This is a genomic window from Rhodococcus sp. KRD197, from assembly GCF_017168235.1.
Taxonomy (GTDB): domain Bacteria; phylum Actinomycetota; class Actinomycetes; order Mycobacteriales; family Mycobacteriaceae; genus Rhodococcoides.
Genome location: NZ_JABFAO010000010.1, coordinates 167,936 through 194,722 on the forward strand (window position 1 = coordinate 167,936; position 26,787 = coordinate 194,722).

The following is a 26,787-nucleotide window of genomic DNA, read 5'->3' on the forward strand; positions in this document are numbered from 1 at the left end:
TGAATGGCCCTCGCCGCGACCGGTCGCTTTCCGTTGACGCGCAGGCGTGCCGCCCGCGCGTCCCGCTCGGTCGATCGCCTGGGCGAGCAGGCCATCTTCTTCGGCCAAGCACTCGGTTCGGTTCCCCGTGCCGCGGTGCGGTACAAGAAGGAAACCATCCGTCTCGTCGCCGAGATCAGCATGGGCTCCGGCGCGCTCGCGGTGATCGGCGGCACCGTCGTCATCGTCGGCTTCCTGACGTTGTTCGCTGGTGGAACCATTGCCGTGCAGGGCTACTCCTCGCTCGGCAACATCGGTGTCGAGGCGCTCACCGGCTTCTTCGCGGCATTCATCAACGTCAGGATCGCAGCGCCGGTCATCGCCGGGATCGGTCTGGCTGCCACCATCGGTGCCGGCTCGACCGCCCAGCTCGGGGCGATGCGCGTATCCGAGGAGATCGATGCGCTCGAGTCCATGGCCATACCGTCGATCCCGTATCTGGTCAGCACCCGCGTACTGGCCGGCATGGTCGCCATCGTGCCGCTCTACTCCCTGGCGGTCATCGCCTCGTTCGTCGCCAGCCGCTTCGCCACGGTCGTGATCTACGGCCAGTCACCGGGCCTGTACGACCACTACTTCAACACCTTCCTGATACCCACGGACATCCTCTGGTCCTTCGCCCAAGCCATCGTCATGGCGTTGGCCGTGATGCTCATCCACACCTACTACGGCTATACCGCGAGCGGCGGACCCGTGGGAGTCGGCGTCGCAGTGGGCAATGCGGTGCGTGCCTCGCTGATCGCCGTGGTATCGGTGACCCTGCTCATCTCGCTCGCCATCTACGGCAGCTCCGGCAACTTCAACCTCTCGGGCTAGGGACGTGATGAAGAAGATTGCCGCCGTCGCACTCGTCCTGAGTCTCGTCGCCATCGTCGTGGCTGCCCTGACCACCTTTGCCGGAGGATTCGACACGACCGTGCCGGTCACCGTCACCTCCGAACGTGCCGGACTGGTGATGGACCCGCAGGCCAAAGTGCGGCTCCGCGGTGTCGAGGTCGGCCGGGTGGCGTCGATGTCGCACGATGGTGACACCGCCCGCATCAACCTCGATCTCGACCCGGACATGCTGTGGATGATTCCGGCGAACGCCGCCGTGGAGATCAAGTCCACCACCGTGTTCGGTGCGAAGAACGTCAACTTCCTGGTCCCGGCCAACCCGTCGAACCGGAGTCTGGAGGCGGGTGCGGTCATCTCGGCCGACAACGTCACCGTCGAGTTCAACACCCTCTTCGAGCACCTGTCCGAGGTATTGCAGAAGCTCGAGCCGGACAAGCTCAACGCGACCCTGGGCGCGGTGTCCTCGGCTCTGCGCGGCCGCGGAGATCAGCTCGGTGAGCTGCTCGCCGACACCGATTCCTACCTGGAGAAGATGAACCCGAGTCTGCCTGCGCTGCAGCGAGACCTGGCGGCCGCCGCGATCGTCACCAACGTCTACGCCGACGCGACGCCGGATCTGATGCGGGTGCTGGACAACGCGACCACCACCTCCGCCACGATCGTGTCCGAGCAGGCCGATCTGGACCTACTGTTGATGAACGTCATCGGGCTCGCAGACACGGCCAACGGTGTCCTCACCGAGAACGAGCAACCGCTCGAGACCGCTCTCGCTACCCTCACCCACACCACAACGCTGCTCGACGAGTATTCACCGGCACTGACGTGCTTCCTCGTCGGACTCAACAAGGGGCGGATGGCTTTCGGGCCGCTGGCGGGCGCAGGCGATAACGCCTCCATTCAGCTGAGCTCGAGCTTCGTGCTCGGCGCCCCCGCCTACACCGTCGAGAAAGACCTGCCGAAGATCGCCGCCAGCGGTGGACCCAACTGCTACGGCCTGCCGGACTTCGATCCCAAAGCGGGCCCGGCTCCATTCGTCGTCGCCGACACCGGCACACAGCCGTACGTGCCGCAGACGCAACCGTCGGTCAACGTACCGACAATCTTCCAGTTCCTCTTCGCCGGGGCGTGGCCATGAGCAAGCAGGGCGTGCGGGGCACCACCGTCAAATTGTCGATCTTCGCCCTGGTGATGGTGATGATCTTCGCGGCACTGGCATTGGTGTTCAGCCAGTACAGATTCGGCAGCACCGACGGCTACCACGCCGTCTTCACCGATGCCTCGGGATTGAAGTCCGGGGACAAGGTGCGGATCGCGGGAGTGCCGGTCGGCTCGGTCACCGGAGTCGACGTCGGTGACGGCCTCGATGCCGAGGTCGCGTTCGATGTGGACTCGCAGTTCCGGCTGCTGAGCAGTACAGCAGCGACGGTCCGCTACGAGAACCTCGTCGGCGACCGATACCTCGAACTCCTCGAAGGCCCGGGCGGCGTCGACGAACTCCCCGGTGGCGGAACCATTCCCGTCGAACAGACCACACCCGCGCTGGATCTCGATCTGCTGCTCGGCGGATTCAAGCCGTTGCTGCGGGGCCTGGACCCGAAGCAGGTCAACGACCTTTCCGCAGCCCTGCTGCATGTGCTGCAGGGCCAGGGCGGGACGTTGGTGTCGCTGCTCGGCAGCACCGGCTCTTTCACCAATACCCTCGCCGACCGCGACCAACTGATCGGTGACGTCATCGGAAACCTCAACACGATGCTCGGCACCATCGACGACCAAGGTCGAGAGTTCGAGACCACCATCGATTCCCTGCAGCAGCTGATCAGTGGTCTCGCCGAGGATCGCGACCCGATCGGTGACGCAATTCCGCGGCTCGACGCGGCCACCGGCGACCTCGCGGGACTGCTGCAGGCGACGCGCCCGGACATCCAGTCGATGATCGCCGAAGCAGGTCGCACGGCAACGCAACTCGATCTGGGCAAGGACAACATCGACACAGTCCTGACCCGACTGCCGGGCGACTACAAGAAGCTCATCCGCGTCGGTTCCTACGGCAGCTTCTTCCAGTTCTACCTGTGCTCCAACACCTTCAAGATCTCCGGCCCAGACGGACGCACCCTGCTCGTCCCCACCGCAAAACAGGACACGGGGAGGTGTGCAAGTATCAATGGAGAGAACTAGGAACCTCGTCAACGTCGGCATCATCGGCATCGTGCTCGCCGTGTCCATCGTGCTCGCCACACTGCAATACGACCGCCTGCCGTTCCTGGCGAGCGGCACCGGACACTCCGCGTACTTCCTCGACGCCGGCGGACTCATGATGGGTGACGAGGTCACCGTCGCCGGGGTCGCGGTGGGCAGGGTCGAGAAAATCTCGCTTGCCGATCAGGAAGTGCGCGTGGACTTCACCATCCGCGAGAACCTCGTACTCGGCGACGCGACGACGGTCGACATCAAGACCAACACCATCCTCGGCCGCAAATCCCTGAAGGTCGTGCCTGCGGGAACCGGTGCGGTGGACACCATCCCGTCGAGCCGGACCAACTCGCCCTACTCGTTGACCGACGCGCTCGGGGATCTCGGTACCACGGTCTCCGAACTCGACACCGATCAGCTGGGGGAGGCGATGAACGTCGTCTCGGACACCCTCACCGACACCCCGCCGGAACTGCGCGCCGCACTCGACGGTGTCTCGCGCCTGTCGGCCAGCATCAACTCGCGCGACGAAACCCTCCAGCAGCTGCTGGAGCGGGCCGAAAGCGTTACCGGCATCCTGGCTCAGCGCAGCGGTCAGATCGATCAGCTGATCCGCGACGGCAACGACCTGTTCGGCGAACTCGATCGACGACGCACCGCCATCAGTCAGCTGATCTCGAACGTCTCCGCGGTGTCGCGGCAGTTGACAGCGCTGGTTCAGGAGAACCAGGCGCAGATGGGTCCGACGCTCGACAAGCTCAACTCGGTGGTGGCGGTACTGCAAGAGAACAACGAGAACATCGCCGCGGCACTCGACGGACTCGGCCCCTACATCAGTGCTCTCGGCGAGTCGGTCTCGAGCGGTCCCTTCTTCATGGCCTACATCCAGAACATTCTGCCCAGCTCGTGGTGGAAGACAGTCGTCGACACCGTCGTCGCGCCGGAGCAACTGCCGGGAACCCTTCAAGATCTGTTGCCGAAGAACGCCCCACCGATCCTGAAACCACCGGGGGAGTGAGATGAAGAGACGTATTCTCCAGCTGGGCGCCGTCGTCGTGGCGGTCGCTGTCCTCGCCGCCGGCTATTTCATGTTCACCGCCGCCACCCGCACCACTGTGGTCGCGGAGTTCCCGTCGACGACGGGGCTGTACGCGGGCGACGATGTCCGTGTCCTCGGCGTCGAAGTCGGGAAAGTTGCCTCGATAGATCCGGAGGGTGACTTCGCGACGGTCACGATGCACATCGACTCCGATGTCGAGATACCGGCGGATGCGAAAGCCGTGATCATCGCCCAGAGCCTGGTATCGGCGCGGTTCGTGCAGCTGACGCCGGTGTTCTCCGGTGGCCCCACACTCGCCGACGGGGAGATCATCCCCCTCACCCGCACCGCCGTCCCCGTCGAATGGGACGAGATCAAAAGCGAGCTGACCAAGCTCTCGACGGCGCTCGGACCCGAGGGTGTCGACGATCAGGGCCCCGCCGGGCGGTTCATCGACACTGCAGCGGACAACCTCGACGGGAACGGGGAGACCCTGCGTGCGAGCCTGACCGAGCTGTCGGAGACGATGCGCGTGCTCTCCGACGGTCGCACCGACCTGTTCGCCACCATCCGCAATCTTCAGGTCTTCGTCGGCGCACTGTCGAACAGCAACGAACAGATCGTGCAGTTCGGCGGCAGGTTGGCCTCGGTGTCGCAGATGCTCGCTCAGAGCTCCGAGAACTTCGGCACGGCGATGACCGATCTCAACATCGCGGTCGGCGAGGTGCAGCGTTTCGTCGCCGACAACCAGGAAGGCCTGGTCGAAGGTGTCGCCCGGCTCGCCGACGCCACCGAGGTGCTCACCACCAAGCGCCCCGAGATCGAACGGGTCCTGCATGCCGCACCGAACGCGCTCGCCAACTTCAACAACATCTATCAGCCTGCGCAGGGCTCACTGACCGGCGCGATCGCCGCCAACAACTTCAGCAATCCCATCAACTTCGTCTGCGGTGCCGTCGCGGGTATCGAGAACGCCACCTCCGAGCGCAGTGCCGATCTGTGCAGGCAGTACCTCGGGCCGGTGCTGAGCACTCTGGTGTTCAATTATCCGGCGTTTCTGGCGAATCCGATCACGGGCGTCGACGCCTACGAGGATCAGATCGTCTACACCGAACCCGGACTGGAGCAGGCCGCCCCGGCTCCGGCTCCGGCCCCTGCTTCCGTTCCTGCGCAGGAGATGCCCACCGTCGCGGTGCCCAGCCTCGAGGACCTGTTCGGAGGCGGACGATGAAGGTGATCCCGAGGCGCGTGTGCACAGCTGCGATCGCAGTCTGTGTGACGCTGACACTAGCCGGATGCCAGTGGGACGGGCTCGAATCGTTGCCGCTTCCCGGCACCGAGGGTCGTGGCGAAGACGCCTACCGAGTGCAGATCCAGATGCCCAATGTCACCACTCTGTCGCAGAATTCACCGGTCATGGTCGATGACGTCACCGTCGGGACGGTCGATTCCATCACCGTGCAGAACTGGCATGCGCTGGTGACGGTGTCGCTGAACGGGGACGTCGAGCTGCCCGAGAACGTGACCGCGAAGATCGGTCAGACATCGTTGCTCGGCTCGCAGCACCTCGCCCTTGTCGCGCCTGTGCACGCCGAGGGGCGACTGAGCGGCGGTGACGTGATCCCGCTCGAGCGCGCCGGGGCGTACCCGACCACCGAACAGACCCTCTCCTCGCTGTCGGTGGTACTCAACGGCGGCGGGCTCGCGCAGATCCAGGACATCACCACAGAGCTCAACAGCGCGATCGGCGGACGGGAGGACTCCATCCGAGATCTGTTGCCGCGCCTGGACGAACTGGTCACCGGTCTCGATGCGCAGCGCCAGGACATCATCGACGCGATGAGCGGAATGGACCGCCTCGCGGTGAACGTGCAGAATCAGAACGCGACGTTGACCAGGGCCCTGAACGAGGTCCCGCCCGCACTCGACGTGCTCACCGCGCAGCGCCCGAACATCACCGGCGCCTTCACCTCGCTGGGCAGGCTCAGCGACGTGGTCTCCCGCCTCGTCGAGAGCTCGGGTCAGGATCTGCAAACCAACATCGCCAGCCTGACGCCGGTGCTGCGTGCGCTCGCCGACTCCGGCAACGCACTCACCGATGTGCTGTCGGTGCTGTTGACCTACCCGTTCCCGCAGGAGGGCATAAACAATGTGATGCGCGGGGACTACGCCAATCTCGCAATGACGATCGACATGTCACTTCCCCGGCTCGATGCCAACTTCCTCACCGGCACACCGCTCGCCGGTCGCCTCGGCGGGCTCGAAGGTGCACTCGGCACGCAGGCCGCACCCACGGCCGCAACCGCCAACGATCCGCTGCGCGCCCCGCTCGACCCGCCGACCCTGCAGATACCGGGCCTACCGCCGATCGAGCTGCCGACCTTGCCTGAATTGCCACCGATCCCGGGTCTGGGGGTGCCTGCGCCATGATGCTCACCAGATTCGTTCGCGTACAACTGATCATTTTCGCCTTCCTCACCGTCATCGGTTTGGTGGTGATGGCGACGCAATACGTCGGCGCGCCTGCGCTTCTCGGAATAGGTCGCTACGCCGTAACCGTGCAACTGCCGACCACCGGCGGGCTGTACCCGTACGCCAACGTCACCTACCGTGGCACCACCGTGGGGGAAGTGAAGTCGGTGACACTCACCCCGGACGGGGTGAACGCCGAGCTGTCCATCGATAGCGCCCACGACATCCCAGCCGACCTCGACGCACAGGTCAAGAGCGTCTCGGCAATCGGTGAACAGTACGTCGACCTGATCCCGCGCAGCCCGGCGGGCGCTGATCTTGCAGGCAGCAAACTGGCAGGGGGAGAGGTGATTCCGGTCTCCCGTACATCGGTACCGCAGGACGTCGGCCCCATGCTCGATCAAGCGGACCGACTGCTCGAAAGCATCTCCGACACCCGACTCGAGACCGTCGTCGACGAATCGTTCAAGGCCTTCAACGGTACCGGCCCGGAACTGCAGCAGCTCATCGACTCGACGCGTCTGTTCGTTCAGGAGGCCGACGCGAATTCCGAGCAGACCACGTTGCTGATCGACCAGCTCGGCCCACTGCTCGACGGCCAGGTGGTCAGCAGCGACGCGATCCGATCGTGGACGAGCAATCTCGCGACGTTCACCGATCAGCTTCGAGCGAGCGACCCGGACCTACGCGCGGTGATCGCGAAAGGTCCCTCCGCTGCACAGGAGGCGAACCAGCTGTTCCAAGATCTCCGCCCGACGCTGCCCCTGCTGGTCGCCAACCTCGTCAGCGTCGGCGAAGTCGGCGTGATCTACAACGCCGGCATCGAGCAGATACTCGTGCTGTACCCGCCGGTCACCGCAGCGCTCGTCACCGCCGCCGGAAGCGGGCCCGCGGACGAGGGCGCCATCGTCGACTTTCAACTCGAAGTCAATGACCCGCCCGCCTGCACCACCGGATTTCTCCTACCCGAGGAACGCCGCGACGCCAACGAAATGTCCATCCCCGACACCCCCGCAGACCTCTTCTGCAAGGTCGACCAGAACGAGAGCACCGCCGTCCGCGGCTCTCGCAACCTACCCTGCATGGAGGTGCCCGGACGTCGCGCGCCGACGCCCGAAATCTGCAAGAGCGCAGAGGGATACGTCCCTCTCGGCAACAACCCGCCCTGGGGTCCGGTCGAACAGGGCGTGCCGTCCTACACCGAAATCCCCAGCGGCGAATCCAGTGTGACGCCTGCTGTTTCCGCTCGGCCGTACGATCCGCAGACCGGGATGTACGTCGCACCCGACGGAACCGCATACGGCCAGCCCGTGCTCACCGGCTCGCGTGAGGCATCCGCCGGTAACCTGCAGTCCCTCATGACCGTCCAGCAGACGATCGACGGGCCGCAGCGGTGACGGTTCAGAGGTTGCGGGCAGCGAACGCGAGCGCGAGATCGAGGACGGTCCTGCCTTCGGGCAGTGCACCCGCCATCACCGGGAACGCGTGCACCTGGCCCTTCCACACGTGCGTCTCGACAGAGGAGCCGGCGGCAGCGAGCCTGCGGGTCATTGCCTCTACATCCGGACGCATCAACTCGTACTCCGCAGTGGAGAGAAACACCGGCGGAAACACCGACGGGTCCGCCTCGATCGGCGAGGCCGCACCGGGGATGGCGTCCGGACCGTTCAACCAGCGATCCTCCAGCGCGAGAACCTGCTTCATCGGCAGGTACGCGTCCTTTTGCATGAAGTGCCGCGGATGACGCTTGAGATCGAGACTGAGCAGCGGCGAGAAACCCAGCACAGCGGCCGGCGGCGTCAATCCCTCGAGAACCGCGATCTCGGCGACCTTCATCGCGAGGTAACCGCCCGCCGAATCTCCCGCGACGATGATCTTCTTCGGATCGGCGACGGTCTCGAGCGCGGCCCGGTAGGACGCCATGGCGTCGGCGATGGAGGTGCCGATGCCGCCGTTCGGGATTTGGCGGTACTCGACGGAGTAGACCGGTATGCCGGCGCGGGCTGCCATCGTCGCGCAGGCACTTCGGTGCGTCGCCAAACCACAGAACACGAATCCGCCGCCATGGAAGTACAGAACCGTCGCGCCCTCGAGCGAGCCGGTCGCGACGCGAGGATGCGTCGTCATCTCACACGGCACGCCTCCCAGCGCGACCTGTTCGATGCTCACCCGCTTCGGTTTGGGCAGCATGTCCACGGCACGGTCCAGCTTGGCGATGACTCTGATGCCGCCGTCGGTGAGCGGCCACACGCTGAGCGTCGGCTTCAGGGTGAACCGGAACGCGTATGCCAGAACCCTGGCCTGACGGCTTACGTCGTCGTGCCACGTGAGCGTGAATGTCATGTTCGGCAGATCCTCTCGCAGTACTACCCCGACCGATCGATGCTAGCAGTCGGAGGAACGAGTTGCAGTTGGGGTAGCTGTTGTAGCGGTTTTCATGGTCTATCGTCAATCGTCTGTCCGCGAAACTGGTTCTAGTCACCCATGACGACCAACCTGAGGAAGGAACTTATGGAAGACGACGAGGGCACGGCGCGCAAGCGCCAACGCCGTCGCGCGGTCCGTCCTGCTGGCCCGGTCGCGGGTGCAGCCGCCGCGGAGCCCGAGACAGAGGCACTATCGCTCGAGAAGACCGCGCCCGAGGCAGCGCCTCCCGAGGCTGTGACACCCGAGGCAGTGATATCCGAATCCGTGACCCTGGAGGACGACGCTGCTGAGGCCGACCCGGCTCCACGTCGACGCGGTGTTCTGCTGACCGGCGCCTTCGTCTTGGTGGTCCTGGCCCTCGTCGCCACCGGTGTGTACCTGTTCGTCGAGAACAGATCGGTCGATGCCGACAACGCGAGAGCGGAACGGTACGTGCAAACCGCACGCCAGACGGTCCTGAACTTGACGACCATCAGTCCGGACACCGCGCAGGAGGACGTCGATCGGCTCCTCGCGGGCGCGAGTGGTGATTTCAAGGCCGAGTTCGAGGGCCGCGAGGGCCCGTTCGTCGAGGTCGTGCAGCAGGCCCGGGTGGACTCAGTCGGGGAGATCATCGAGGCCGGGCTCGAGAGCAGTGGGGACGATTACGGTGATGTCCTGGTTGCCGCTCGGGCCATGGTGCAGAACTCCGATGCGGCCGAGCCCGAGCCGAGAGACTTTCGGCTGCGGGTGCGCGTCGCCGACGACGGTGGCGTCATGACCGCCTCACGAGTGGAGTTCGTCCCATGACGAGAATTCGAATGATCCTCGCAGCGCTGATTGTGCTCGTACTTGCAGCCGGAGTCGGTGTGCTCTTTCATCAGCACCGACAGAACGCGGAAATCGCGCAGGCACGCACCGAGGCCGTCGATGCGGCGAGCGAGCAGGCCCTGGCGATGCTCGCGTACGACTACACCGGTGTCGACGAGCAACTCGCGGCCGCAGCCGACGGCTTGACCGGCGACTTCAAGGACGAATACACCGCACTCGTCGGGGACGTCATCGCGCCGGCCGCGAAAGAGAAGTCGCTGACGGTACAGGTGACGGTGCAGGGCGCAGCGATCGTCTCTGCCGAACCCGACACTGCGACGGTGCTGCTGTTCCTCAACCAGATCACCACCAGCTCGGACGCCCCGGAAGCCGCCAGCAGCGGCAGCCGCGTACGCATGAGCATGGAGAAGGCGGACGGTCGCTGGTTGACCAACAACCTCGAACCGATCTAGGCGCCTTCGGCACAGGTGAGTGGAAATACACAGCAGGCTATGTATTTCCACTCACCTGAGGGCTGCGCCGTTCTGGCCCTGGTCCGGCGGATCGGACAGCGCACTCAGGAACGCCCGCGCCCACCGGTCGACGTCGTGAGCCAACACCTGTCGGCGCATCGCGCGCATGTGCCGTCGACCCGCTTCGGGGTCCTGCTCGAGCGCCGAGATGATCGCGTCCTTGACACTGTCGAGGTCGTGCGGGTTGCACAGGTACGCCTGCCGAAGCTCGGCTGCAGCACCGGTGAACTCGCTGAGCACGAGGGCGCCACCGAGATCGCTCCGCGAGGCCACGTACTCCTTGGCGACGAGGTTCATCCCGTCGCGCAGCGGCGTCACGAGCATCACGTCGGCGGCCATGAAGTACGCGATGAGGTCGTCGCGGGGGATCGGTCGGTGGATGTAGTGCACCACCGGATGGCCGACCTGCCCGTACTCGCCGTTGATGCGGCCGACCTGCTGCTCGATCTCGCCGCGCATCGCCTTGTAGCTCTCGACGCGTTCACGGCTCGGGGTGGCGAGCTGAACGATGACGTTCTCCGCCGGATCGACGCGATCCTCCTCCAGCAGTTCACGGAAGGCGTTGAGCCGAACGTCGATGCCCTTGGTGTAGTCGAGGCGATCGACCCCGAGCATGATGCGCTTGGGATTGCCGAGTTCCTTGCGCAGCTGCTTGGCGCGGTCGCGGACGGCCTTGCTGCGCGATTTCTCGTCGAGGTCACCGGAGTCGATGGAGATGGGGAAGGCGCCGACGCGGACGGTGCGGAAACCGACCTGCACCGAACCGAGCTTCGACCGAACTCCGACGGCGCCGCGTGAGGTGACCTGGCCAGCCAGCCGTCGGGCCAGGAAGAGAAAGTTCTGCGCGCCCCCGGCGAGGTGGAAGCCGATGAGGTCGGCGCCGAGGAGCCCTTCGACGATCTCGGTACGCCACGGCATCTGCATGAACAGCTCGACCGGCGGAAACGGGATGTGCAGGAAGAATCCGATGGTGAGATCGGGACGCAGCATGCGCAGCATCTTGGGGACGAGCTGAAGCTGGTAGTCCTGAATCCAGACCGTCGCGCCCTCGGCTGCCGCTGCGGAGGTGGTTTCGGCGAAGCGTCGGTTGATCTCGACGTACACGTTCCACCAGGCGCGGTCGTACACCGGTTTGACGATGACGTCGTGGTACAGCGGCCAGAGGGTCGCGTTGGAGAAGCCCTCGTAGTAGTCGGCGACCTCTTGCTCGGAAAGCTTGACCGGGCACAGCTCGAGCCCGTCCTCGACGAATGGCTCGACGTCGACGTCGGGAACCCCCGGCCATCCGACCCAGGCGCCGTTGTTGGCGCGAAGGATCGGTTCGAGCGCCGTAACCAGCCCGCCTGGGCTGCGTTTCCACCGGGTGGCGCCGTCGGGAAGTGTCTCCAGGTCGACGGGAAGCCGGTTCGCTACGACGACAAAATCGGAGCCCTGCGAGGCGTCAGCCACTACTGTCCTTTGCGTTGTCGATCAGCTTTGTCGTGACCCGATGGAGCGAGTCATTCGACCTTTGCAGTGGGTTCGATACCCAACATCGACAGAAGCATGCGGCATTCGTCGGCATCGATGGCATATGCGGCGACGACGCGCTGCGCCTGGCTTGCGGTCTCGTCGGCCAAAGGGACGATGTCCTCGTCGGCGATGTCGTTGTCGGTGGACGTCTTGGCGGGCATGTTCTTCTCCATGTTCGTCGACAGGGGCTGGTCGTGCACGACTCTATGTAAATTCGGCGCCTTCTCGCCACTTCCGGGCGCAGCCACATCGCGGGCGTCATGGATTAGGGTCGCCTGATGCTCTTTTCTTCCTCGGTGGCGTGATCGTGGTGCCCACGCAATCTCCGATGACCGGCAGCGCCATTCTTCGCAGAACCGTCCGGCGCCAACGAGCGCGGATGATCTTCTCGTCGCTGTTCTTCTGCACGCATCAGTTCTGCGAAACGATGGTTCCCGTCGCGATCGGCCTCATCGTCGCCCGCGCGATCGACACCGGCGACGGCTCCGCGATGATCGTCTCCCTCTTCGGTCTGGCTGCGCTGTTCGTCGTGCTCACCTACGCGTACCGGTTCGGCGCCCGCATCATCATCGTCGCCATCGAGCGGGAGGCGCACATGATGCGCGTGGAGGTCGCCGCTCGCGCGCTGCATCCGAGGGGAGTGCGCACCGAGCTCGTCTCCGGCGAATTATTGTCCGTCTCCACCTCCGACGCCGAGAAGACGTCATGGATTCTCGACGTCATCGCCCGTACCGCGGCCGCGATCACCGCGACGGTCGTCTGCGCGGTCGCATTGCTCGTCATCGACATTCCGCTGGGCATCGCCGTGCTCGTCGGCACGCCCCTCATCATGTTCGTCCTCCAGCGAGCCGCGCCGCTGCTGACCCGGACTGCGACGGCGCAGCAAGCCGAGGTCGCACGGGTGTCCGGTATGGCCACCGACCTCGTCAGTGGTGTGCGACCGCTTCGCGGCATCGGTGCCGAGAACGCGGCCTCGGCCCGATTCGCCGCCTCGAGCGCAGCCGCACTGAACGCAACCATAAAGATGGCCCGCGCCAACAGCATCTACCGAGGCTTCTCGACGACTGTCAGCGCGCTGCTCTCTGTGGGGATCGCCGGCGCTGCAGGTCTGTTCGCGCTGCAGGGCCGCATCTCGGTGGGTGAACTCATCACCGTCATCGGACTGTCCCAGTTCGTCATCGAACCGTTGACGACGATGTCGCGGCTACCGGGTATGGCGGCCGTGGTCCGCGGTTCGGCCGATCGTCTCGCACTCGTGCTCGGCGCGGATCACGTGTTGCCCGAGGGTGGGTCGGCCGCGCCTCCCAGCACTCGCGTCGTCGTCGACGGCGTCAGGTACCGCTCGCTCGACGGTTTTTTCATGTCGGCGGCTCCCGGCGAGATGCTCGGCGTCGTCGCGTTGCGCGCACAGGACGGCGAAGCGCTCGCCGCCCTGCTGTCCGGTCAAATTTCTCCCGACGACTATCTCGGCACCGTCACCGTCGGCGGCCTCGGCGTGGACGAGCTCGGGTTGACCGAGCTGCGCCGGACGGTGCTTGTCGAACCGCACAACACCGACCTTTTCGCCGGTACTGTGCGCACCAACATCACTGCCGGACGCGATCGCGGGGACGACGAACTCGCTCCGGTGCTCGCCGCTTCGGCCGCCACTGATGTGGTCGAAATGCACGAGAGCGGACTCGACCACGCAGTCACCGACCGCGGGGCGTCGCTCTCCGGTGGCCAACGCCAACGAGTCGCTCTCGCACGGGCTCTCGCGGTCTCTGCCCCGGTTCTGGTGTTGCACGACCCGACCACCGCGGTCGACGCCGTCACCGAACATGCCATCGCCGCAGGGATCACCGAGCTGCGGCACTCCGGCGAGGGCGGGCAGACGACTGTCCTGATCACCACCAGCCCCGCGCTGCTGTCGGTGACCGATCGCGTTCTACTCGTCGACTACGGCCGGGTCGTCGCGGAAGGTACCCACCACGAGCTCGCCACCGGTGACGACCGCTACGAGGAAGCAGTGCTGCGGTGAGCGAGATCCTTCCCATCGCAACCGGATCCCGGTGCTGGTCCTTCCTGTCGAACGAACTGCGTTCCCGACGGCGGATGACCGCAATCACTCTCGCGGTCAGCGCCGTCGCCGCTGCGATGTCGCTGATCCCCGTCTATGTGTTCGGTGTGCTCGTCGACCGCGTCATCGACGGTGCACCTACCTCGACCATCGTGGTCGTCGTCGCGGTCATCACGGTCGCGGCGGTCATCGGCGGTGTCTTCACCGCGATCAGTACCTACCTGATCAGCAAGGTCGGCGAGGGACTGCTGGCCTCGCTGCGCGAGCGCGTACTCGGCCGTGCCCTGCACTTACCCATCAGCACACTCGAGCGGGTAGGCAAGGGGGACCTGCTCTCTCGCGTCGGCGACGACGTGGCAGTGATGGCCAAATCGATCGGCGAGGTCATCCCCAACATCGTCTCGGCACTGCTGCTCGTCTCGCTCAGTGTGGTCGCGATGCTCAGTCTCGACTGGCGACTCGGCCTCGCCGGGATGGTCGCGATTCCCATGTACGTGGCAGCGCTGCGTTGGTATCTGCCGAGGTCGGCGCCGCTGTACGCCGCGGAACGCGTCGCGATGGGTGCGCGGTCGCAGGCGCTCATCAGCAGCATGCAGGGCGCACGCACCGTTCGCGCCTACGGACTCGAGGATGCGCACCTGTTAGAGATCGACACGGCGTCGGGCAAGGCACGAGACATCGGCATCGACGTCTTCCGGCTCTTCACCCGCTTCGGATCGCGCAGCAATCGAGCCGAATGCGTTGGGCTGTCGGTCATTCTGGCGGCGGGATTCGTGTTCGTGCAGCAGGGACACGTCACCGTCGGCGAGACCACCGCGGCAGCTCTGCTGTTTCACCGGCTGTTCAATCCCATTGGCATGCTGATGTTCTCCTTCGACGACGTGCAATCGGCTGGAGCGAGCCTCGCGCGTCTGGTCGGCGTCATCGACATCCCTGACGAGCGATCGCCGGGAACCGGAGCGAGGCCGGCAGATACGACTCTCGAGGTCGCCGATCTGCGGCACTGGTACGACACCGGGCACGAGGTGCTGCACGGGATCGACTTGACGGTGGCTGCCGGTGAGACCGTGGCTCTCGTCGGGTCCACGGGCGCAGGCAAGTCGACGATTGCTGCCATTGCCGCCGGCTCGATCGAGCCCACATCGGGGCAGGTGCGGATCGGCGGCGCGACGCTGGCAGAGCTGGGTGCCGATGGTCTGCGTCGCCACATTGCGATCGTCAGCCAAGAAGTGCACGTGTTCGCCGGGCCGCTCATCGAGGACCTTCGGCTCGCCGCCCCCGAGGCCGGCCGCGAGGACGTGCGGGCCGCTTTGGCAACCGTCGGGGCGCATGAGTGGGTGGACGCGCTGCCCAACGGTCTCGACACCGTCGTCGGTGAGGGTGGGCACGAGCTCACATCGGCGCAGTCGCAGCAGCTCGCCCTGGCCAGGCTGGTGCTTGCGGATCCGTCCGTGGCCGTGCTCGACGAAGCGACCGCCGAGGCCGGTAGCTCCGGCGCCCGCGACCTCGAACTCGCCGCCCGGGCCGCCACGAAGGGCCGCAGCACCCTCGTCGTCGCGCATCGGTTGACGCAGGCGGCCGCCGCCGACCGCGTCGTGGTTCTCGAACACGGCAGAATCCTCGAACAGGGCCCGCACAACGAACTCGTCTCCGCAGGCGGCAGGTACGCCCAGCTCTGGGCGGCGTGGGAGGGGCGGTAGTGCGGCTTCGCCGCCCGTGTGTGCATAGTTACCGCGGGCGGTAACTATGCACACACGGGCAGGTGGGTGGTCATCGCAAGGAATCGAGTGCGTCGAGGATCAGATCGAGGCCGAACTCGAACTCCGCCGCGTAGTCGTACCCCGGTTTCAGGACGTGTTCGACGGTCAATTCGGTCAGGTTCGGGTATTGCTCGGCGGCCTGGTCGAGGATCGACTGCGCGACGACGGCCGAGTCATCCACTGTGAACGGCAGACTCGACTCCTGGGCGGCGAAACCGTAAACGTAGCTGTCGACGACGGAGAATGCGTGCGCCGTCAGTTCGACGCTGAATCCGGCCGAGCGGAAGGTCCCGATGACGGCATCGTGGTGTCGCAACGATGCCGGGCCCGGCCGCAACCTCGAGTGCATGAGATCGCCGGCCCAGCGGTGGCGTAGCAACGCCTGACGCACCGATACCGATCTCGCTCTGATTGCGGGCTTCCACTCCGCTGCGTTCATCGACGGGAGGTCGATCTCGGCGAACACGCGGTCGACCATCTCGTCGATCAGCTCGTCCTTGTTGGCGAGGTGGTGGTACAGCGACATTGCCTGCACGTCGAGGGCCTGGCCCAGCTTGCGCATCGTCAATGCGGCGACGCCCTCGGCCTCGGCCAATTCGAATGCGGCGTCGAGGATGGTCTCTCGATTCAGACGCGGTTTCGCCATGTCAGTCGCCTTCCTCTTGACATTCTTACACTGTAAGGCTCACTCTTACGGTGTAAGCCTACGCGGTGAGTCATCGGAGGTCTGTCATGAAAGCAATCATTCAGGATCGATACGGACGCGCCCGCGACGTCATGCACCTCGGTGACATGGATCGCCCGACGCCCGACGGAGACCAGGTTTTGGTGAAGGTGCATGCGGCCGGTGTCGACCGCGGTGCCCTGCATCTGATGACCGGTGAGCCACGCCTGCTGAAATTGGGGTTCGGCCTACGCAAGCCCCGGACGCCGGTTCGAGGACGAGAGTTCGCCGGTGTCGTGGAGCAAGTCGGCCCGGAATCGACTGCAAACGTGGGTGATCGGGTCTACGGGATCGCAGGCGGAGCCTTCGCCGAGTACCTGTGCGCCTCGCCGAAGAAATACGTTCCCATGCCGTCGGCGCTGTCCTTCGTCGATGCCGCGGCGCTCCCCATCTCCGGGGTCACCGCGCTGCAGGCTATTCGCGATCATGCCAAAATCACAGCGGGACAAAAGGTTCTCATCATCGGTGCGTCCGGCGGGGTCGGCTCCATCGCTGTTCGGATCGCAGTGGACGCAGGCGCAGTCGTGACCGCTGTGTGCAGCGAAGCCAAGGCCGCCTACGTCGAAGCGCTCGGAGCCAAGGAAGTTCTCGACTACCGCAAATCCTGGACAGGTATATCCGGATTCGACGCCATCCTCGACATCGGCGGAGGTAACGCCCTGTCGGTGTTGCGGCGCATGCTCACCCGCTCGGGCGTCCTCGTGATCGTGGGGGCCGAGACCGGCGGACCGATATTCGGCGGGATCGACCGTCAACTTCGTGCAACTATGCTGTCTCCCTTCGTGAAGCAACGCCTGATCATGCAGTTCGCGAAAGAAGCCCGCGGCGATATCGAAGAACTCGGCCGGATGGCCACGGCCGGGACCTTCGAGAACATCGTCACCCGCACCTACCCGCTGAGCGAGACCGCGACCGCTCTCGAAGACCTGGCAAACGGCGCCATCTCCGGCAAGGCCGTGATCGAAGTGAGCTGAGGGGTCACCGAATGTGCACCCTCACACCGACTTCCCCGGTGGCGAGTTCGGGACGCAACACGAACTGCGCGTCGTACTCGCCGCCGTGCTGGTGCCGGTAGGGGATCGGCGGTTCGGTGAACAGCCCGTCCAGTCGAGTCCGCAGGCTGGACTCGATTGCGTCGTAGTCGGATTCGGTCATCCTGTCGGCGCTGGGGATCAAGACCGGGTCGAGGACGGACATGCCTGTGTACCAGAGGAACCCATGTTGAATGGGAAACAGCAGTTCTCCGAGTGCGCCGTTGATGCCGCGAGGTGACACGGTGTGCTCACTGCCGCCCATGCTCGTGACGATCATCGCGCGCTTGCCTGCCATCAGGCCGTCTCCGTAGCGTCGGGTGCCGCCGGTCGTGCACCTGATGCCGTAGCCGAAGCCCTCGACGAACACCCGATCCACCCAGCCTTTGAGGATGGCGGGCATCGAGAACCACCACAGCGGAAACTGCAGTACGACGGCATCTGCTCGTCGCAGCTTGTCCTGCTCGGCTACGACCTCCGGGCTCAACGTGCCCGCGCGCAGTGCCGTCGACGACGCCGTTGCCACGTGAAGTCGGTCGGATGGGTCGTGGTCGTAGTCGGCGGCGTCGACGACGGGGTTCCAGCCCATCCGATAGAGATCGGATTCCTCGACCAGGTGGCCCAGGTCTGCGAGGTGTTTCAGGGTGGCATCGCGTAGTGATCCGTTGAGTGAGCGATGGTCTGGATGAGCGAATACCCACAGAATGTTCATGGATGCAAGCCTGTCAGCAGGGGAGATGCCAAGATAGTGGCTGAAAAGACAATATGTGAAAAGATTCGGCCATGGGTGCGCACCGGGTGGTCGTCTTCGTTCGCGACGGACTGCTGGCGATGGAGTTCGGCTCCGTGCATCGGTTGTTCGGGCAGGCGACGTCCGAGGACGGAACGCCGTTGTACGAGGTCACCACAGCCACCACGGTGCCCGGCCCAGTTCGGACCGATACCGATGTACGTATCGATGTCTCACGTGGGCTCGACGCACTCGGAGATGCCGACACCGTGATCGTGCCGGCTTCCGATCTGGACTATCGATCGGAGCCGGACGGCGCCGATGGCGTATTGGGACTCATTCCGCCGGGGGTTCGTATCGCTTCGATCTGCACGGGGTCGTTCGTTCTCGCGGCAGCAGGACTACTCGACGGTCGCCGAGCGACCACACACTGGAAGTCGGCAGACGCTTTCCGTGCGCTCTATCCGCGGGTGCAACTCCAACCGAACGTGCTCTATACACACGACGGCAACATCCTGACTGCCGCGGGGGAGGCGTCGGGAATCGATCTGTGCCTGCACATGATTCGCAGTGACTTCGGCTCGGCCGTCGCCAACCGGGTGGCCCGGGGAACGGTGGTGCCGCCGCATCGAAGCGGTGGTCAGGCTCAGTACATCGACACGCCGGTACCCCGGTCGACGACGGGTTCGACATCGGCGGCGCAGGCCTGGGCGATCGAGAACCTGGACCAGCCGCTGTCGCTGCAGGTTCTTGCCTCGAAGCAGGCGATGAGTGTGCGGACCTTCGCACGCAAATTCACCGCCGAGGTGGGGATGTCACCCGCGAAATGGATTGTGCAGCAGCGGCTACATCGTGCTCGTGAACTGCTCGAGAACACCGATCACACCATCGACAAGGTCGCCGCCGAAGCAGGCTTCGGGACGGCGACCTCGATGCGTCAACACCTGATGGTCGAGATCGGCGTCTCACCGAGCGCATACCGGGCGACCTTCGCCGCGGACACGAAAGCGCCGCCCATGAATACACAGGCGGCGCAATCGGAACCGGTCAGGACTCTTTCTCTGCCTTGAAGAGCTTCTCGATACGGTCGGCCTCGGCTTTCTTGTCCTCGGCGTCTTCCTGGTGGTCGGCGGCTTCGGCCAGTTCGGCCTCGGCGGGCGCTGCGGCAACCTTTGCCGACTTGTCGATCTGCTTCTTCTGTACTTTTTCCGCGTTCCGGGCGTTCGCTGTGCGTGAGGCAGCGACCGCGTCGGCCTGCTTCTTCTCGGCTTCGGCCTTCTGGTCAGCCTCTTTCGCGGCCTTCTGCTTGCGCTGCTCGGCGTCCTCGCGGGCCTGCTGGGTCGATTCCTTGGCGGCGTCGACGGCGGCCTTGCGTTCGTTCTCCGCTGCCTCGCGCTTGGCCTCGAGCTTCTGCTTGGCCTCGGCTTCCTTGGCGTCCGCCTCGGCCTCGAGCTTCTTGGCCCGCGCGATCTCGTTGACGTGATGAATCTGCGCATCACCCTGTTGAACGGCTTCGTCGTCGCCGAGCATGCATCCGACCTTCTTGTCGAGCGTGCCGACAGTCCGCTCGTAGACCAGCCGCGCCGGTGCCTCGGTGCTCAGGGAGTTGACGACGTTGGCCTCGAACAATCCCAACGGAATCCGGACGAGCTTGTACTGGAATCTGAGAATGGTCAACGGTATGTCGAGAACGTTCATGTAGGTGCTCCTGTTCGGTGATTCGTGCGAGTGTCAGGCGTTACGGCGGGCGCGTTCGGCTTCCGCTCTCGCGGCCTCGGCCTCGCTGATGTCCTCGCGGTACTCGCGTGCTGCGTCGATCTTTTCGGCGGTCGCCTCGGCAGCATCCGACTGGGCCTCGGCGACGGCTTCGATCTGCTCGGCGCGGGCGTCGACCTCGGCTTCGGCGGTTTCGGCAGCGACCCGGCGGTCCTTGTCCTTCTCCGCCGCGATGCGCTGAGCCTGCTGCTCCCGGCGCGCTTCGTCAGCGGACGCGCGGGCGCTCTCCTCGGCTGCGTCCCGCTGCTGATCCGCACTGTTCTTCACGGCAGCCAGGTCTTCGCCGGCTTCAGCGGCCTGGGACTCGGCGGCCATTTCCGTCGCCTTCGCCTCTTTGCGTTCGCGGGCCTGCGCGCTCTGCAACTGGCCCTCGCTGGTGAGCGAATCATTGCCCGTCACGGCGCCGACCACCTCTTTCGCCTTGCCTTTGGCGGCGTCGAGCAGTCCCTTGCGGGCCTGTTCCGATGCGTTGTCGTCACTCATCTGGGTTACTCCTAGCGCATTCATTTCTCGGGTCCGCCGAACGGCGATGTGCTCACTGGTAACTACCCGGTAACGACATCGGGAAACCCGCAGGTCGACCCGCGTCGGAGGTCGGTCGTAAGCTCTCAGCGAGTACCGGCACGAGAAGAGGAGTTACATGCCCATTGCGTCAGTCAACGGGATTTCGCTGAACTACCAGGTCAAGGGTGCCGGCGATCTTGTCGTTCTCATCATGGGTACCGGCAGTCCGGGCAGGGTGTGGGAGCTGCATCAGGTTCCTGCCCTGCTGCAAGCCGGCTACCGCGTCTGCTATTTCGACAACCGCGGTATCGCCCCGTCGTCCGAGAGCATCGGCGGTATCACCATCGACGATCTCGTCGCTGACACCGCCGCCCTGATCGAGCTGGTTCGTGAGGGCGACGAGAAGGCCGTCGTGGTCGGTACATCGATGGGGTCGCGGGTAGCCCAGGAACTGACTCTCCGGCGCCCCGAACTGGTCCGGAAGGCCGTGTTCCTGGCAGGTCACGCCCGGCTCGACGAGTTTCAGAAGACCCTCGGCGAGGGCGAGCGGGCCCTCGCCGATGCGAAGACGGCGTTGCCACCCAAATATGCGGCCGCCGTCACTGCGGTGATGAATCTGTCGCCGACGACCCTCGCCGACTCCCGGGCTGCCCGCGATTGGCTCGATCTCTTCGAATTCTCCGTGGCGCCGACTGCGCCGGGTGTGCGCGCTCAGCTGGGCATGGACGAGACCTTCGACCGTGCTGCTGCCTACGGCAAGATCGCTGTGCCGTGCCTGTCGGTGGGCTTCGAACACGACCGCATGATCCCGGCGTACCTCAGCGCCGAACTGGCGAAATCGATCCCCGACGCCCAGTACGTGGAAATTTCCGACGTCGGCCACTACGGCTACCTCGAGCGTCCCGACGCGGTCAACGCCGCGCTCCTCGAGTTCATCGGCAGTTGACCGCGTCGGCGGAGTGACCCAACGGCACGCACCGGTGAGATACTGTGCGTTGCTAGGGTCGGGAAGCGCTTCGGAAGTGAAGTCTGCCGATCCACTACAAACGTATGCGACGAGTGAGGCGAGATGAGTACCAATCCATTCGATGACGAAGACGGACGCTTCTTCGTGCTGGTCAACGACGAAGACCAGCACTCGCTCTGGCCGACGTTCTCCGACGTCCCGCAGGGTTGGCGTGTTGTCTTCGGTGAAGACACCCGCGCAGCATGCTTGGAGTACGTCGAGAAGAACTGGACCGACATGCGGCCACGCAGCCTCCGCGAAGCCATGGAAGCAGACGCAGCCGCACGTCAGTCGGCTGAGGGAAGCACCGAGGCTTAGTTCCTCTTCCTGAGCTCGACCTTCTTCTTCAGCTCCACAGGACCGCGCCGCCGACGAACAGTCGGTCGGCGCGGTTCTTCTCTGCGTCGAAGTGTCGGGCGCAGTAGTTCCTCGGTGCGCGCCAGAATCCGGGGCCGTCGCAGCGTGCGGGCGCCCCACTCACCGAGCGTGACGCCTGCCGCGAGAGCCACGCCGATGCCGAACGCGGCGAATAGTGCGCTGATGCCGATCAACAGTTGGTCGTTGATCATTGCGTACAAACCGCGGTACAGCGAATAACCAGGGAGCAGCGGCGTGATGCCGGCGACGGCGACGATGAGCGGCGGGATGAGGGCGCGACGCGCCATGAGACCACCGGCGAAACCGACGACAGTCGCCGCGAACGCGGACGCGATGACCGGCCCGGTGGAGAGTGTCTGCACGAGCAGGTAGACCAGGGCGCCGGCGAAGCCGCCGAAGAACGCAGCAGTCAATGCGCGGCGTTCGGCGTAGCAAGCGAGCCCGTAGAACAGCGAGGCCATCGCGCCTGCTAATACCTTCGTGGGCACCTCTGCGATGTCTGGCGGCGGGTTCGTGCTGATCAACGGCAGGTCGTAACCGATGATCGCCGCCATCTTGAGCGAGGTTGCGACACCGCCGATGATGCCACCCGTCATCATCAGGACTTCGAAAAACCTGGCCGACGCCGTGATCGGGGCGCCGGTGATCGCGTCCTGGACGGAGCCGACGAGCGAAAGCCCCGACAGCAACACCGTCACCCCCGCAGCGATAACCAGTGACGGCGAGATGCTGATGTTCAGTTGTTCCTGGAAGTTGAACAGGGTGATGGCGGGTGTCGCCGCCACGAATCCACCGACGAACTGCTGAAAGAAGAACGGCAGGCCGGCGCGATTGAGGACGCGGCCGAGACGGTCGATGACCATCGTCGTCAAGAAGCTCACGACAGCCACCAGCAGACCGCCGCCGACCAGGACGCCGACGGACGCGGCCATGCCGGACCACGCCAACGTCGCGGTCCAGCGGTTGTACGGGTGCGGGGCGGTGGTGATGCTTTCGAGAGCCTCGAGAGCTTTCGACGGCGGGATCATGTGCCGACGGACGCCGCGGATCAACCGGTCGACTGCGGCGAGGCGCGCGTAGTCCATCGAGCGGTAACGCACGATGCGCATCGTCGTGGACGGCGGTCGCGTCGGACCGCGGTGCGCGCTGATGGTGATCGAGTTGTAAGTGACGTCGACGTCACAGCGCGCGAGGCCGTAGGTGGCGGCGATGTACTCGATCTGTGCGGCGGTGTCGATCGCCGACGTCCCCGACGCGAGCAGAACCTCGCCGGCACGAACCGCGAGATCCAGAACTTCGGCCACGACGGCGTCGTCGGTGAGGTCGATGGGACGCAGCGGTGACGGTGCCGCCGTGGGCGTGTCGATGGTGGCGCGACGTTCGCCGGTAAGACGGCCGAGGGAGGCCGTCAAGTCTTGCAGGAAAGTCATGTCCGTCTTCTTCAGCAGGGGTGATCCTCGGACAAGGTACCTGTTTTCGCTGTGCGGATCGTGAGCGGATATGCTGGCCGAGCAACTACGCCTCCTTAGCTCAGCGGTAGAGCACTCGCCTTGTAAGCGAGCGGTCAACGGTTCAATCCCGTTAGGAGGCTCCACTGAAAAAGGGTTCTGAACTGGCTTTTTGAGCTACTAGTAATGAGATTCATTGCCGATTAGGCGAGCTCAGTGTCACAGAATGTCACAAGTGCCGCAGAACTCGCCGGAACAGCGCCTGGTGAGACCGCCTGCTCCTATGTGGACGGTTGCGGACAAACGCCGGTCAACGCGCATCGTCGGATGGCTCGTCGCGACGCTGGACGAGTGACTGCAAAGTGTCGGCTGCGCCCAGTAGCGCATGGTTCTGGGAATGGACGTAGGTGCGCATTGTGAATGCGTTGTCCGAGTGCCCAAGCCATGCCGAGATGACGGCAATCGGCACACCCTGAAGGTGCAGCAGAGTCCCACACGTGTGGCGGGCGTCGTGGAGGCGGATGTCGGACACCTTGCTGTTGGTGCATAGCCTGCGCCAATAGTCGCTGACCGTATCGGGATGGAAAGGTCGCCCAACAGCGTCGGACACGACGTAGGTGCCAGGGCCGACGTAGGTCGAGCTCTTTCGTTCCACACCCTGCAAGCGGTGTGCAGTTTCGAGTGCGGATTTTAGGGCTGGTGTGAGGGGAAGCGTGCGCTTGGACTTTTCTGTCTTCGGAGGGCCCTCTACGACACGTCCATTGACCGAGACTCGCGTGTTGTTGATTGTCAGGCTGCCGGCGTGAAGATCGACATCGTTCCATCGAAGCCCGCACAGCTCACCGCGTCGGAGGCCGCTCAGAGCAAGCAGCCAAGCGTGGCCGTTCCGATCGCACGTCGATGCTTCCAGGAGGCGTTGCACTTCGTCCTCCGTGAATGTCTGCATCTCGACGTGCACACGGGGCGCGCGGTCGACGAGCGCGGCAACGTCTCGTACCAATCGCCCTTCTCGCATCAGCCCGGTGAGGACTGCGCTTACAAGGTTGAGCATCGGATTGATCGAAGTGGCCTTCCACGGACGTCGCAGTTGGCCATCGGGCTTGACCGAGCGGCCGGCCAACAGATCGTTCACCAGAGCGTCCAAGTGACCTTTGGTCAACTTCTGCACCGCTAGCGCGCCGTAAGTATCGCGCAGCGGTTGAATGGCATGGGTGTACGCGGCTTTAGTGGACTCTCGTACGCGTCGTCCGGCAAGCCACTCAGCGCAAGCCTCCTCGACCGTGGTGGTCGAGGAGGGAACGAATGTCCCCTTCGAGACTTCCTCGAGCACCTTGGATAGGGCTGCGCGAGCGTCCTTCTCCGTAAGAAATCGACGACGCAACTGCGTTCGCTTCGACGCCCGGGTGCCGGTGGCGTCGGCACCACCAGCGTCGACGGTCATTTGATACCGCAACTCGGTACTGCCTGTAGACCGATTGGTGACGTAGATCTTCTTGATCTGTGGCGGCAGTTGCTGCCTAGCCATCCTCTTCGTCCTGCGTGTTCATGCCCAGTTCGGTCATCCGTCTAAAGAGCTCTTCCGAACGCCGTCGAGCATCCTCGTACAGATATTGCATCGACTCGATGTGCTCAGCTGATTCATTCTTGGAAAGGCCGCTTCGGAGCTGCACCCGAGCACGCCGCATCGCCTTCAACGCATCAAGCCATTCACGAGTGATCCCAACGCGATCGTTCTTCGGGTCGAAGGTGTCACGTACCCACATTTCGAAAGGAGCGTCGGATTCCTCCTCGGTCCACTCGGAGCTCGGCCGCATCAGCCCAGCCTCCCCGCTGAACCAGCGGAGGGCATCGTGAGACTCCTGCTGGAGCCCTGGGAGTACTTCGACTCTTCCCTTGGGGAGGTCCGGATAGACCAGTTGTGCTGGTGAGACTCCCAGTGCCGCAGCCAAAATCAAGAGTTCCGAGACGTCCAAGCTCTTCTTTCGTCCGGTCTCCAAGTCCGCGACTACAGATCGCGAGATCCCCCACCCGAAGTCAACCGTCCTGTCGGCAAGCTTTGCTGCGGACAGAGCGGAGTGGTCTTTACCTCGAAGTCGGCGCACTTCCGAGGCGACCCGGGCAACGATCGATTCCGCCCACGACTGCGTCATGGTTACGCAGTCTAGCGGAGAATGTCTCCCCGTTGTGGGATGGCTACGTACTTGGTACTCTGTGGTGGAACCACGTGGACTGACCAGAAATGTCCTGCAGAATGTGGCTCTACTACACAATTCAGTGGAGGTGCTGAAGATGCCCAGACGGTTGTTGTCTGTCCCGGAGGCTATGGCTTGCACGGGACTTGGACGTTCCAACTTCTTCAACAAGATCGCGTCCGGAGAAATCCGGAGCGTGAAGGTCGGCAAGCGCCGGCTGATCCCGGATACGGCCATCGATGAGTACATCGAAGGTCTCGAGGCGCAATCCGACGCCAGCTCAGGCGTCGCGTGAGGCCGAGAGCCAACTGTCCCTCAGGAAACTGAAACGCCCCCGGAAAATCTCAGTGTTACCAGCACCGAGGCCGAGGGCGTCGAAACCACAACCCGTGAGGAAGGAGCTTCGCCACCGATCATAGAGCGTCTTGATAAGTCATTCAAGACATTTCGCCGAGTCACCGTTCTCCGCCCTCGATTTAGGTCAGGGGCCGAGCGGGCGATGACGCATGTTTTGACCCGCGACAGCGCGGTCGAGTTCTTCTGCTCGTGCCGCACAAGCCTTGGCTACGGGACTTCCTAGCAAGGCCTGATGTGCCGCAGCAGCGTCGTTTTCTGGCAGAGCCCGACGTAACACCAGCCTGCCGCCGGCCTGTGCACCCTTTGTAAATCCTCGGAGACCGGCCCCGAGGCACCACCAGCTCGACTGATCATCGAACCGGTGGCGATACCGATTAGCCGCGCGCCCACTGAGGCGCGGGGCTATCGGGCGTGGAGCGGACAACGTGGGTGCGGAAATTGGCTCAGGGGCCATGGGGGGTCCGGAGGGAACGAACGAAGTCCCTTGTCTTTCATACGTCACCACTATGGAGGTACCAATTGAGTTCTCGACCCATCTGCAATGCTGACATGACCAAGTTATCCTGCATGACGAACCGTCATGCAGGCCTCGATCTTTCAGTCCACGCCGCTCGCTTACTCATATCCGTTGTGAACGTCGATTCCGTGAAGATCCAAGCAGAGCAACATATTTGGCTGCTTCAGCTCGAGCGCGGCAGTTCGCCGGTGCAGGCCGCTCCCGCTAGCGGTGCGGCGGCGTTCCGCAAAACTGACGTACCTGAATTACCCGCAAAGAGTGCCTCAGATGACTCGCTGGCGACGGGCGTCATACATCCCGCAGTGGCCATACCTCCAATGCCTGCAAAGGTAGAGAGTCAAGCTCGGGATGTGTTGTTGGTAAATGCTTCTCATGCCACTATGGCGCGTCTTTCGCCTATGGCACGCGACTCACGCATCGCGCCCCTCACCTGTAATTCACCCGACCCTTTTACAGGGTGCGACTCA

General features: G+C 64.3%; 26 protein-coding genes and 1 tRNA gene. 17 read left to right on the forward strand and 10 right to left on the reverse strand.

Features of this window, described 5'->3' with window-relative positions; translation table 11 throughout:
* Positions 1-3 precede the first annotated feature (3 nt).
* Genes J1M86_RS15595 through J1M86_RS15625 form a run of 7 tightly spaced genes read left to right on the forward strand, consistent with a single transcriptional unit; the run spans position 4 to position 7,974 of the window.
* Positions 4-855 carry an ABC transporter permease gene (locus J1M86_RS15595; protein WP_075840958.1) on the forward strand — a complete coding sequence of 284 codons (852 nt, stop codon included), beginning with the start codon at positions 4-6 and terminating at the stop codon, positions 853-855.
* A gap of 7 nt (positions 856-862) precedes the next feature.
* On the forward strand, positions 863-2,011 hold the full coding sequence (locus J1M86_RS15600) for an MCE family protein (protein ID WP_206510607.1): 1,149 nt from the start codon (positions 863-865) through the stop codon (positions 2,009-2,011).
* 11 nt (positions 2,012-2,022) lie between these two features.
* A complete protein-coding gene (locus J1M86_RS15605) occupies positions 2,023-3,051 on the forward strand; it encodes an MCE family protein (RefSeq protein ID WP_075841082.1) in 1,029 nt (342 codons plus the stop codon).
* Positions 3,038-4,084 carry an MCE family protein gene (locus J1M86_RS15610; protein WP_206510573.1) on the forward strand — a complete coding sequence of 349 codons (1,047 nt, stop codon included), beginning with the start codon at positions 3,038-3,040 and terminating at the stop codon, positions 4,082-4,084. Before J1M86_RS15605 ends, J1M86_RS15610 begins: the two co-directional genes overlap by 14 nt.
* Before the next feature lies 1 nt (position 4,085).
* On the forward strand, positions 4,086-5,336 hold the full coding sequence (locus tag J1M86_RS15615; RefSeq protein WP_206510574.1) for an MCE family protein: 1,251 nt from the start codon (positions 4,086-4,088) through the stop codon (positions 5,334-5,336).
* Positions 5,333-6,535, forward strand: a complete 1,203-nt coding sequence (locus J1M86_RS15620) for an MCE family protein (protein WP_206510575.1) — start codon at positions 5,333-5,335, stop codon at positions 6,533-6,535. The genes J1M86_RS15615 and J1M86_RS15620 overlap by 4 nt, the downstream gene beginning before the upstream one ends.
* The gene (locus tag J1M86_RS15625) at positions 6,532-7,974 is read left to right on the forward strand and encodes an MCE family protein (protein ID WP_206510576.1); all 1,443 of its coding nucleotides are present in this window, start codon (positions 6,532-6,534) and stop codon (positions 7,972-7,974) included. The genes J1M86_RS15620 and J1M86_RS15625 overlap by 4 nt, the downstream gene beginning before the upstream one ends.
* 4 nt (positions 7,975-7,978) lie before the next feature.
* Here the strand turns inward: J1M86_RS15625 and J1M86_RS15630 are convergent, their stop codons facing one another.
* Positions 7,979-8,920, reverse strand: a complete 942-nt coding sequence (locus tag J1M86_RS15630; RefSeq protein ID WP_206510577.1) for an alpha/beta hydrolase — start codon at positions 8,918-8,920, stop codon at positions 7,979-7,981.
* A 168-nt stretch (positions 8,921-9,088) separates the two neighbouring features.
* On the opposite strand from J1M86_RS15630, the gene J1M86_RS15635 reads away from it, so the two are divergent.
* Together J1M86_RS15635 and J1M86_RS15640 are read left to right on the forward strand one after the other, a co-directional pair.
* A complete protein-coding gene (locus J1M86_RS15635; protein WP_241260135.1) occupies positions 9,089-9,793 on the forward strand; it encodes a hypothetical protein in 705 nt (234 codons plus the stop codon).
* Positions 9,790-10,266: a h domain protein gene (locus J1M86_RS15640; RefSeq protein ID WP_206510578.1), complete on the forward strand. Its 477-nt coding sequence runs from the start codon at positions 9,790-9,792 to the stop codon at positions 10,264-10,266. Before J1M86_RS15635 ends, J1M86_RS15640 begins: the two co-directional genes overlap by 4 nt.
* A gap of 51 nt (positions 10,267-10,317) precedes the next feature.
* On the opposite strand, the gene J1M86_RS15645 is transcribed toward J1M86_RS15640, so the two are convergent.
* On the reverse strand, positions 10,318-11,775 hold the full coding sequence (locus tag J1M86_RS15645) for a trehalose-6-phosphate synthase (protein WP_206510579.1): 1,458 nt from the start codon (positions 11,773-11,775) through the stop codon (positions 10,318-10,320).
* A 50-nt stretch (positions 11,776-11,825) separates the two neighbouring features.
* On the reverse strand, positions 11,826-12,038 hold the full coding sequence (locus tag J1M86_RS15650; protein WP_187346839.1) for a hypothetical protein: 213 nt from the start codon (positions 12,036-12,038) through the stop codon (positions 11,826-11,828).
* A 128-nt stretch (positions 12,039-12,166) separates the two neighbouring features.
* On the opposite strand from J1M86_RS15650, the gene J1M86_RS15655 reads away from it, so the two are divergent.
* A complete protein-coding gene (locus J1M86_RS15655) occupies positions 12,167-13,858 on the forward strand; it encodes an ABC transporter ATP-binding protein (protein ID WP_368857266.1) in 1,692 nt (563 codons plus the stop codon).
* Positions 13,855-15,597 carry an ABC transporter ATP-binding protein gene (locus tag J1M86_RS15660; protein WP_206510580.1) on the forward strand — a complete coding sequence of 581 codons (1,743 nt, stop codon included), beginning with the start codon at positions 13,855-13,857 and terminating at the stop codon, positions 15,595-15,597. Before J1M86_RS15655 ends, J1M86_RS15660 begins: the two co-directional genes overlap by 4 nt.
* A gap of 70 nt (positions 15,598-15,667) precedes the next feature.
* Here the strand turns inward: J1M86_RS15660 and J1M86_RS15665 are convergent, their stop codons facing one another.
* On the reverse strand, positions 15,668-16,303 hold the full coding sequence (locus J1M86_RS15665) for a TetR/AcrR family transcriptional regulator (RefSeq protein WP_075840961.1): 636 nt from the start codon (positions 16,301-16,303) through the stop codon (positions 15,668-15,670).
* An 86-nt stretch (positions 16,304-16,389) separates the two neighbouring features.
* Between J1M86_RS15665 and J1M86_RS15670 the strand changes: the two genes are divergently transcribed.
* Positions 16,390-17,355 (forward strand): NAD(P)-dependent alcohol dehydrogenase, encoded by a 966-nt coding sequence (locus J1M86_RS15670; RefSeq protein WP_075840962.1) that lies wholly within the window; start codon positions 16,390-16,392, stop codon positions 17,353-17,355.
* A 4-nt stretch (positions 17,356-17,359) separates the two neighbouring features.
* On the opposite strand, the gene J1M86_RS15675 is transcribed toward J1M86_RS15670, so the two are convergent.
* Positions 17,360-18,124, reverse strand: a complete 765-nt coding sequence (locus J1M86_RS15675) for an NAD(P)H-dependent oxidoreductase (RefSeq protein WP_206510581.1) — start codon at positions 18,122-18,124, stop codon at positions 17,360-17,362.
* 71 nt (positions 18,125-18,195) lie between these two features.
* Here J1M86_RS15675 and J1M86_RS15680 point away from each other — a divergent pair, with 71 nt between their 5' ends.
* Positions 18,196-19,212 carry a GlxA family transcriptional regulator gene (locus J1M86_RS15680; protein WP_206510582.1) on the forward strand — a complete coding sequence of 339 codons (1,017 nt, stop codon included), beginning with the start codon at positions 18,196-18,198 and terminating at the stop codon, positions 19,210-19,212.
* On the opposite strand, the gene J1M86_RS15685 is transcribed toward J1M86_RS15680, so the two are convergent.
* Positions 19,190-19,840, reverse strand: coding sequence for a hypothetical protein (locus J1M86_RS15685; protein ID WP_206510583.1), 651 nt, complete (start codon positions 19,838-19,840; stop codon positions 19,190-19,192). The two genes, J1M86_RS15680 and J1M86_RS15685, sit on opposite strands and share 23 nt — an antisense overlap.
* 33 nt (positions 19,841-19,873) lie before the next feature.
* Positions 19,874-20,401 (reverse strand): general stress protein CsbD, encoded by a 528-nt coding sequence (locus tag J1M86_RS15690; protein WP_206510584.1) that lies wholly within the window; start codon positions 20,399-20,401, stop codon positions 19,874-19,876.
* 157 nt (positions 20,402-20,558) lie between these two features.
* On the opposite strand from J1M86_RS15690, the gene J1M86_RS15695 reads away from it, so the two are divergent.
* Both J1M86_RS15695 and J1M86_RS15700 read left to right on the forward strand, forming a co-directional pair.
* Positions 20,559-21,368, forward strand: coding sequence for an alpha/beta fold hydrolase (locus J1M86_RS15695; protein ID WP_206510585.1), 810 nt, complete (start codon positions 20,559-20,561; stop codon positions 21,366-21,368).
* 123 nt (positions 21,369-21,491) lie between these two features.
* On the forward strand, positions 21,492-21,746 hold the full coding sequence (locus J1M86_RS15700) for an MbtH family protein (RefSeq protein ID WP_206510586.1): 255 nt from the start codon (positions 21,492-21,494) through the stop codon (positions 21,744-21,746).
* Here J1M86_RS15700 and J1M86_RS15705 read toward each other — a convergent pair.
* A complete protein-coding gene (locus J1M86_RS15705) occupies positions 21,743-23,236 on the reverse strand; it encodes a threonine/serine exporter ThrE family protein (RefSeq protein WP_075840964.1) in 1,494 nt (497 codons plus the stop codon). The two genes, J1M86_RS15700 and J1M86_RS15705, sit on opposite strands and share 4 nt — an antisense overlap.
* A gap of 89 nt (positions 23,237-23,325) precedes the next feature.
* Between J1M86_RS15705 and J1M86_RS15710 the strand changes: the two genes are divergently transcribed.
* Positions 23,326-23,400: transfer RNA gene (locus tag J1M86_RS15710), tRNA-Thr, on the forward strand.
* A 164-nt stretch (positions 23,401-23,564) separates the two neighbouring features.
* Here J1M86_RS15710 and J1M86_RS15715 read toward each other — a convergent pair.
* The gene (locus J1M86_RS15715; RefSeq protein WP_094650941.1) at positions 23,565-24,779 is read right to left on the reverse strand and encodes a tyrosine-type recombinase/integrase; all 1,215 of its coding nucleotides are present in this window, start codon (positions 24,777-24,779) and stop codon (positions 23,565-23,567) included.
* Complete coding sequence (locus J1M86_RS15720) at positions 24,772-25,404, reverse strand: helix-turn-helix transcriptional regulator (RefSeq protein ID WP_094650940.1); 633 nt, start codon at positions 25,402-25,404, stop codon at positions 24,772-24,774. Before J1M86_RS15720 ends, J1M86_RS15715 begins: the two co-directional genes overlap by 8 nt.
* 124 nt (positions 25,405-25,528) lie before the next feature.
* On the opposite strand from J1M86_RS15720, the gene J1M86_RS15725 reads away from it, so the two are divergent.
* Complete coding sequence (locus tag J1M86_RS15725; RefSeq protein WP_230074464.1) at positions 25,529-25,741, forward strand: AlpA family transcriptional regulator; 213 nt, start codon at positions 25,529-25,531, stop codon at positions 25,739-25,741.
* Positions 25,742-26,787: the final 1,046 nt, after the last annotated feature.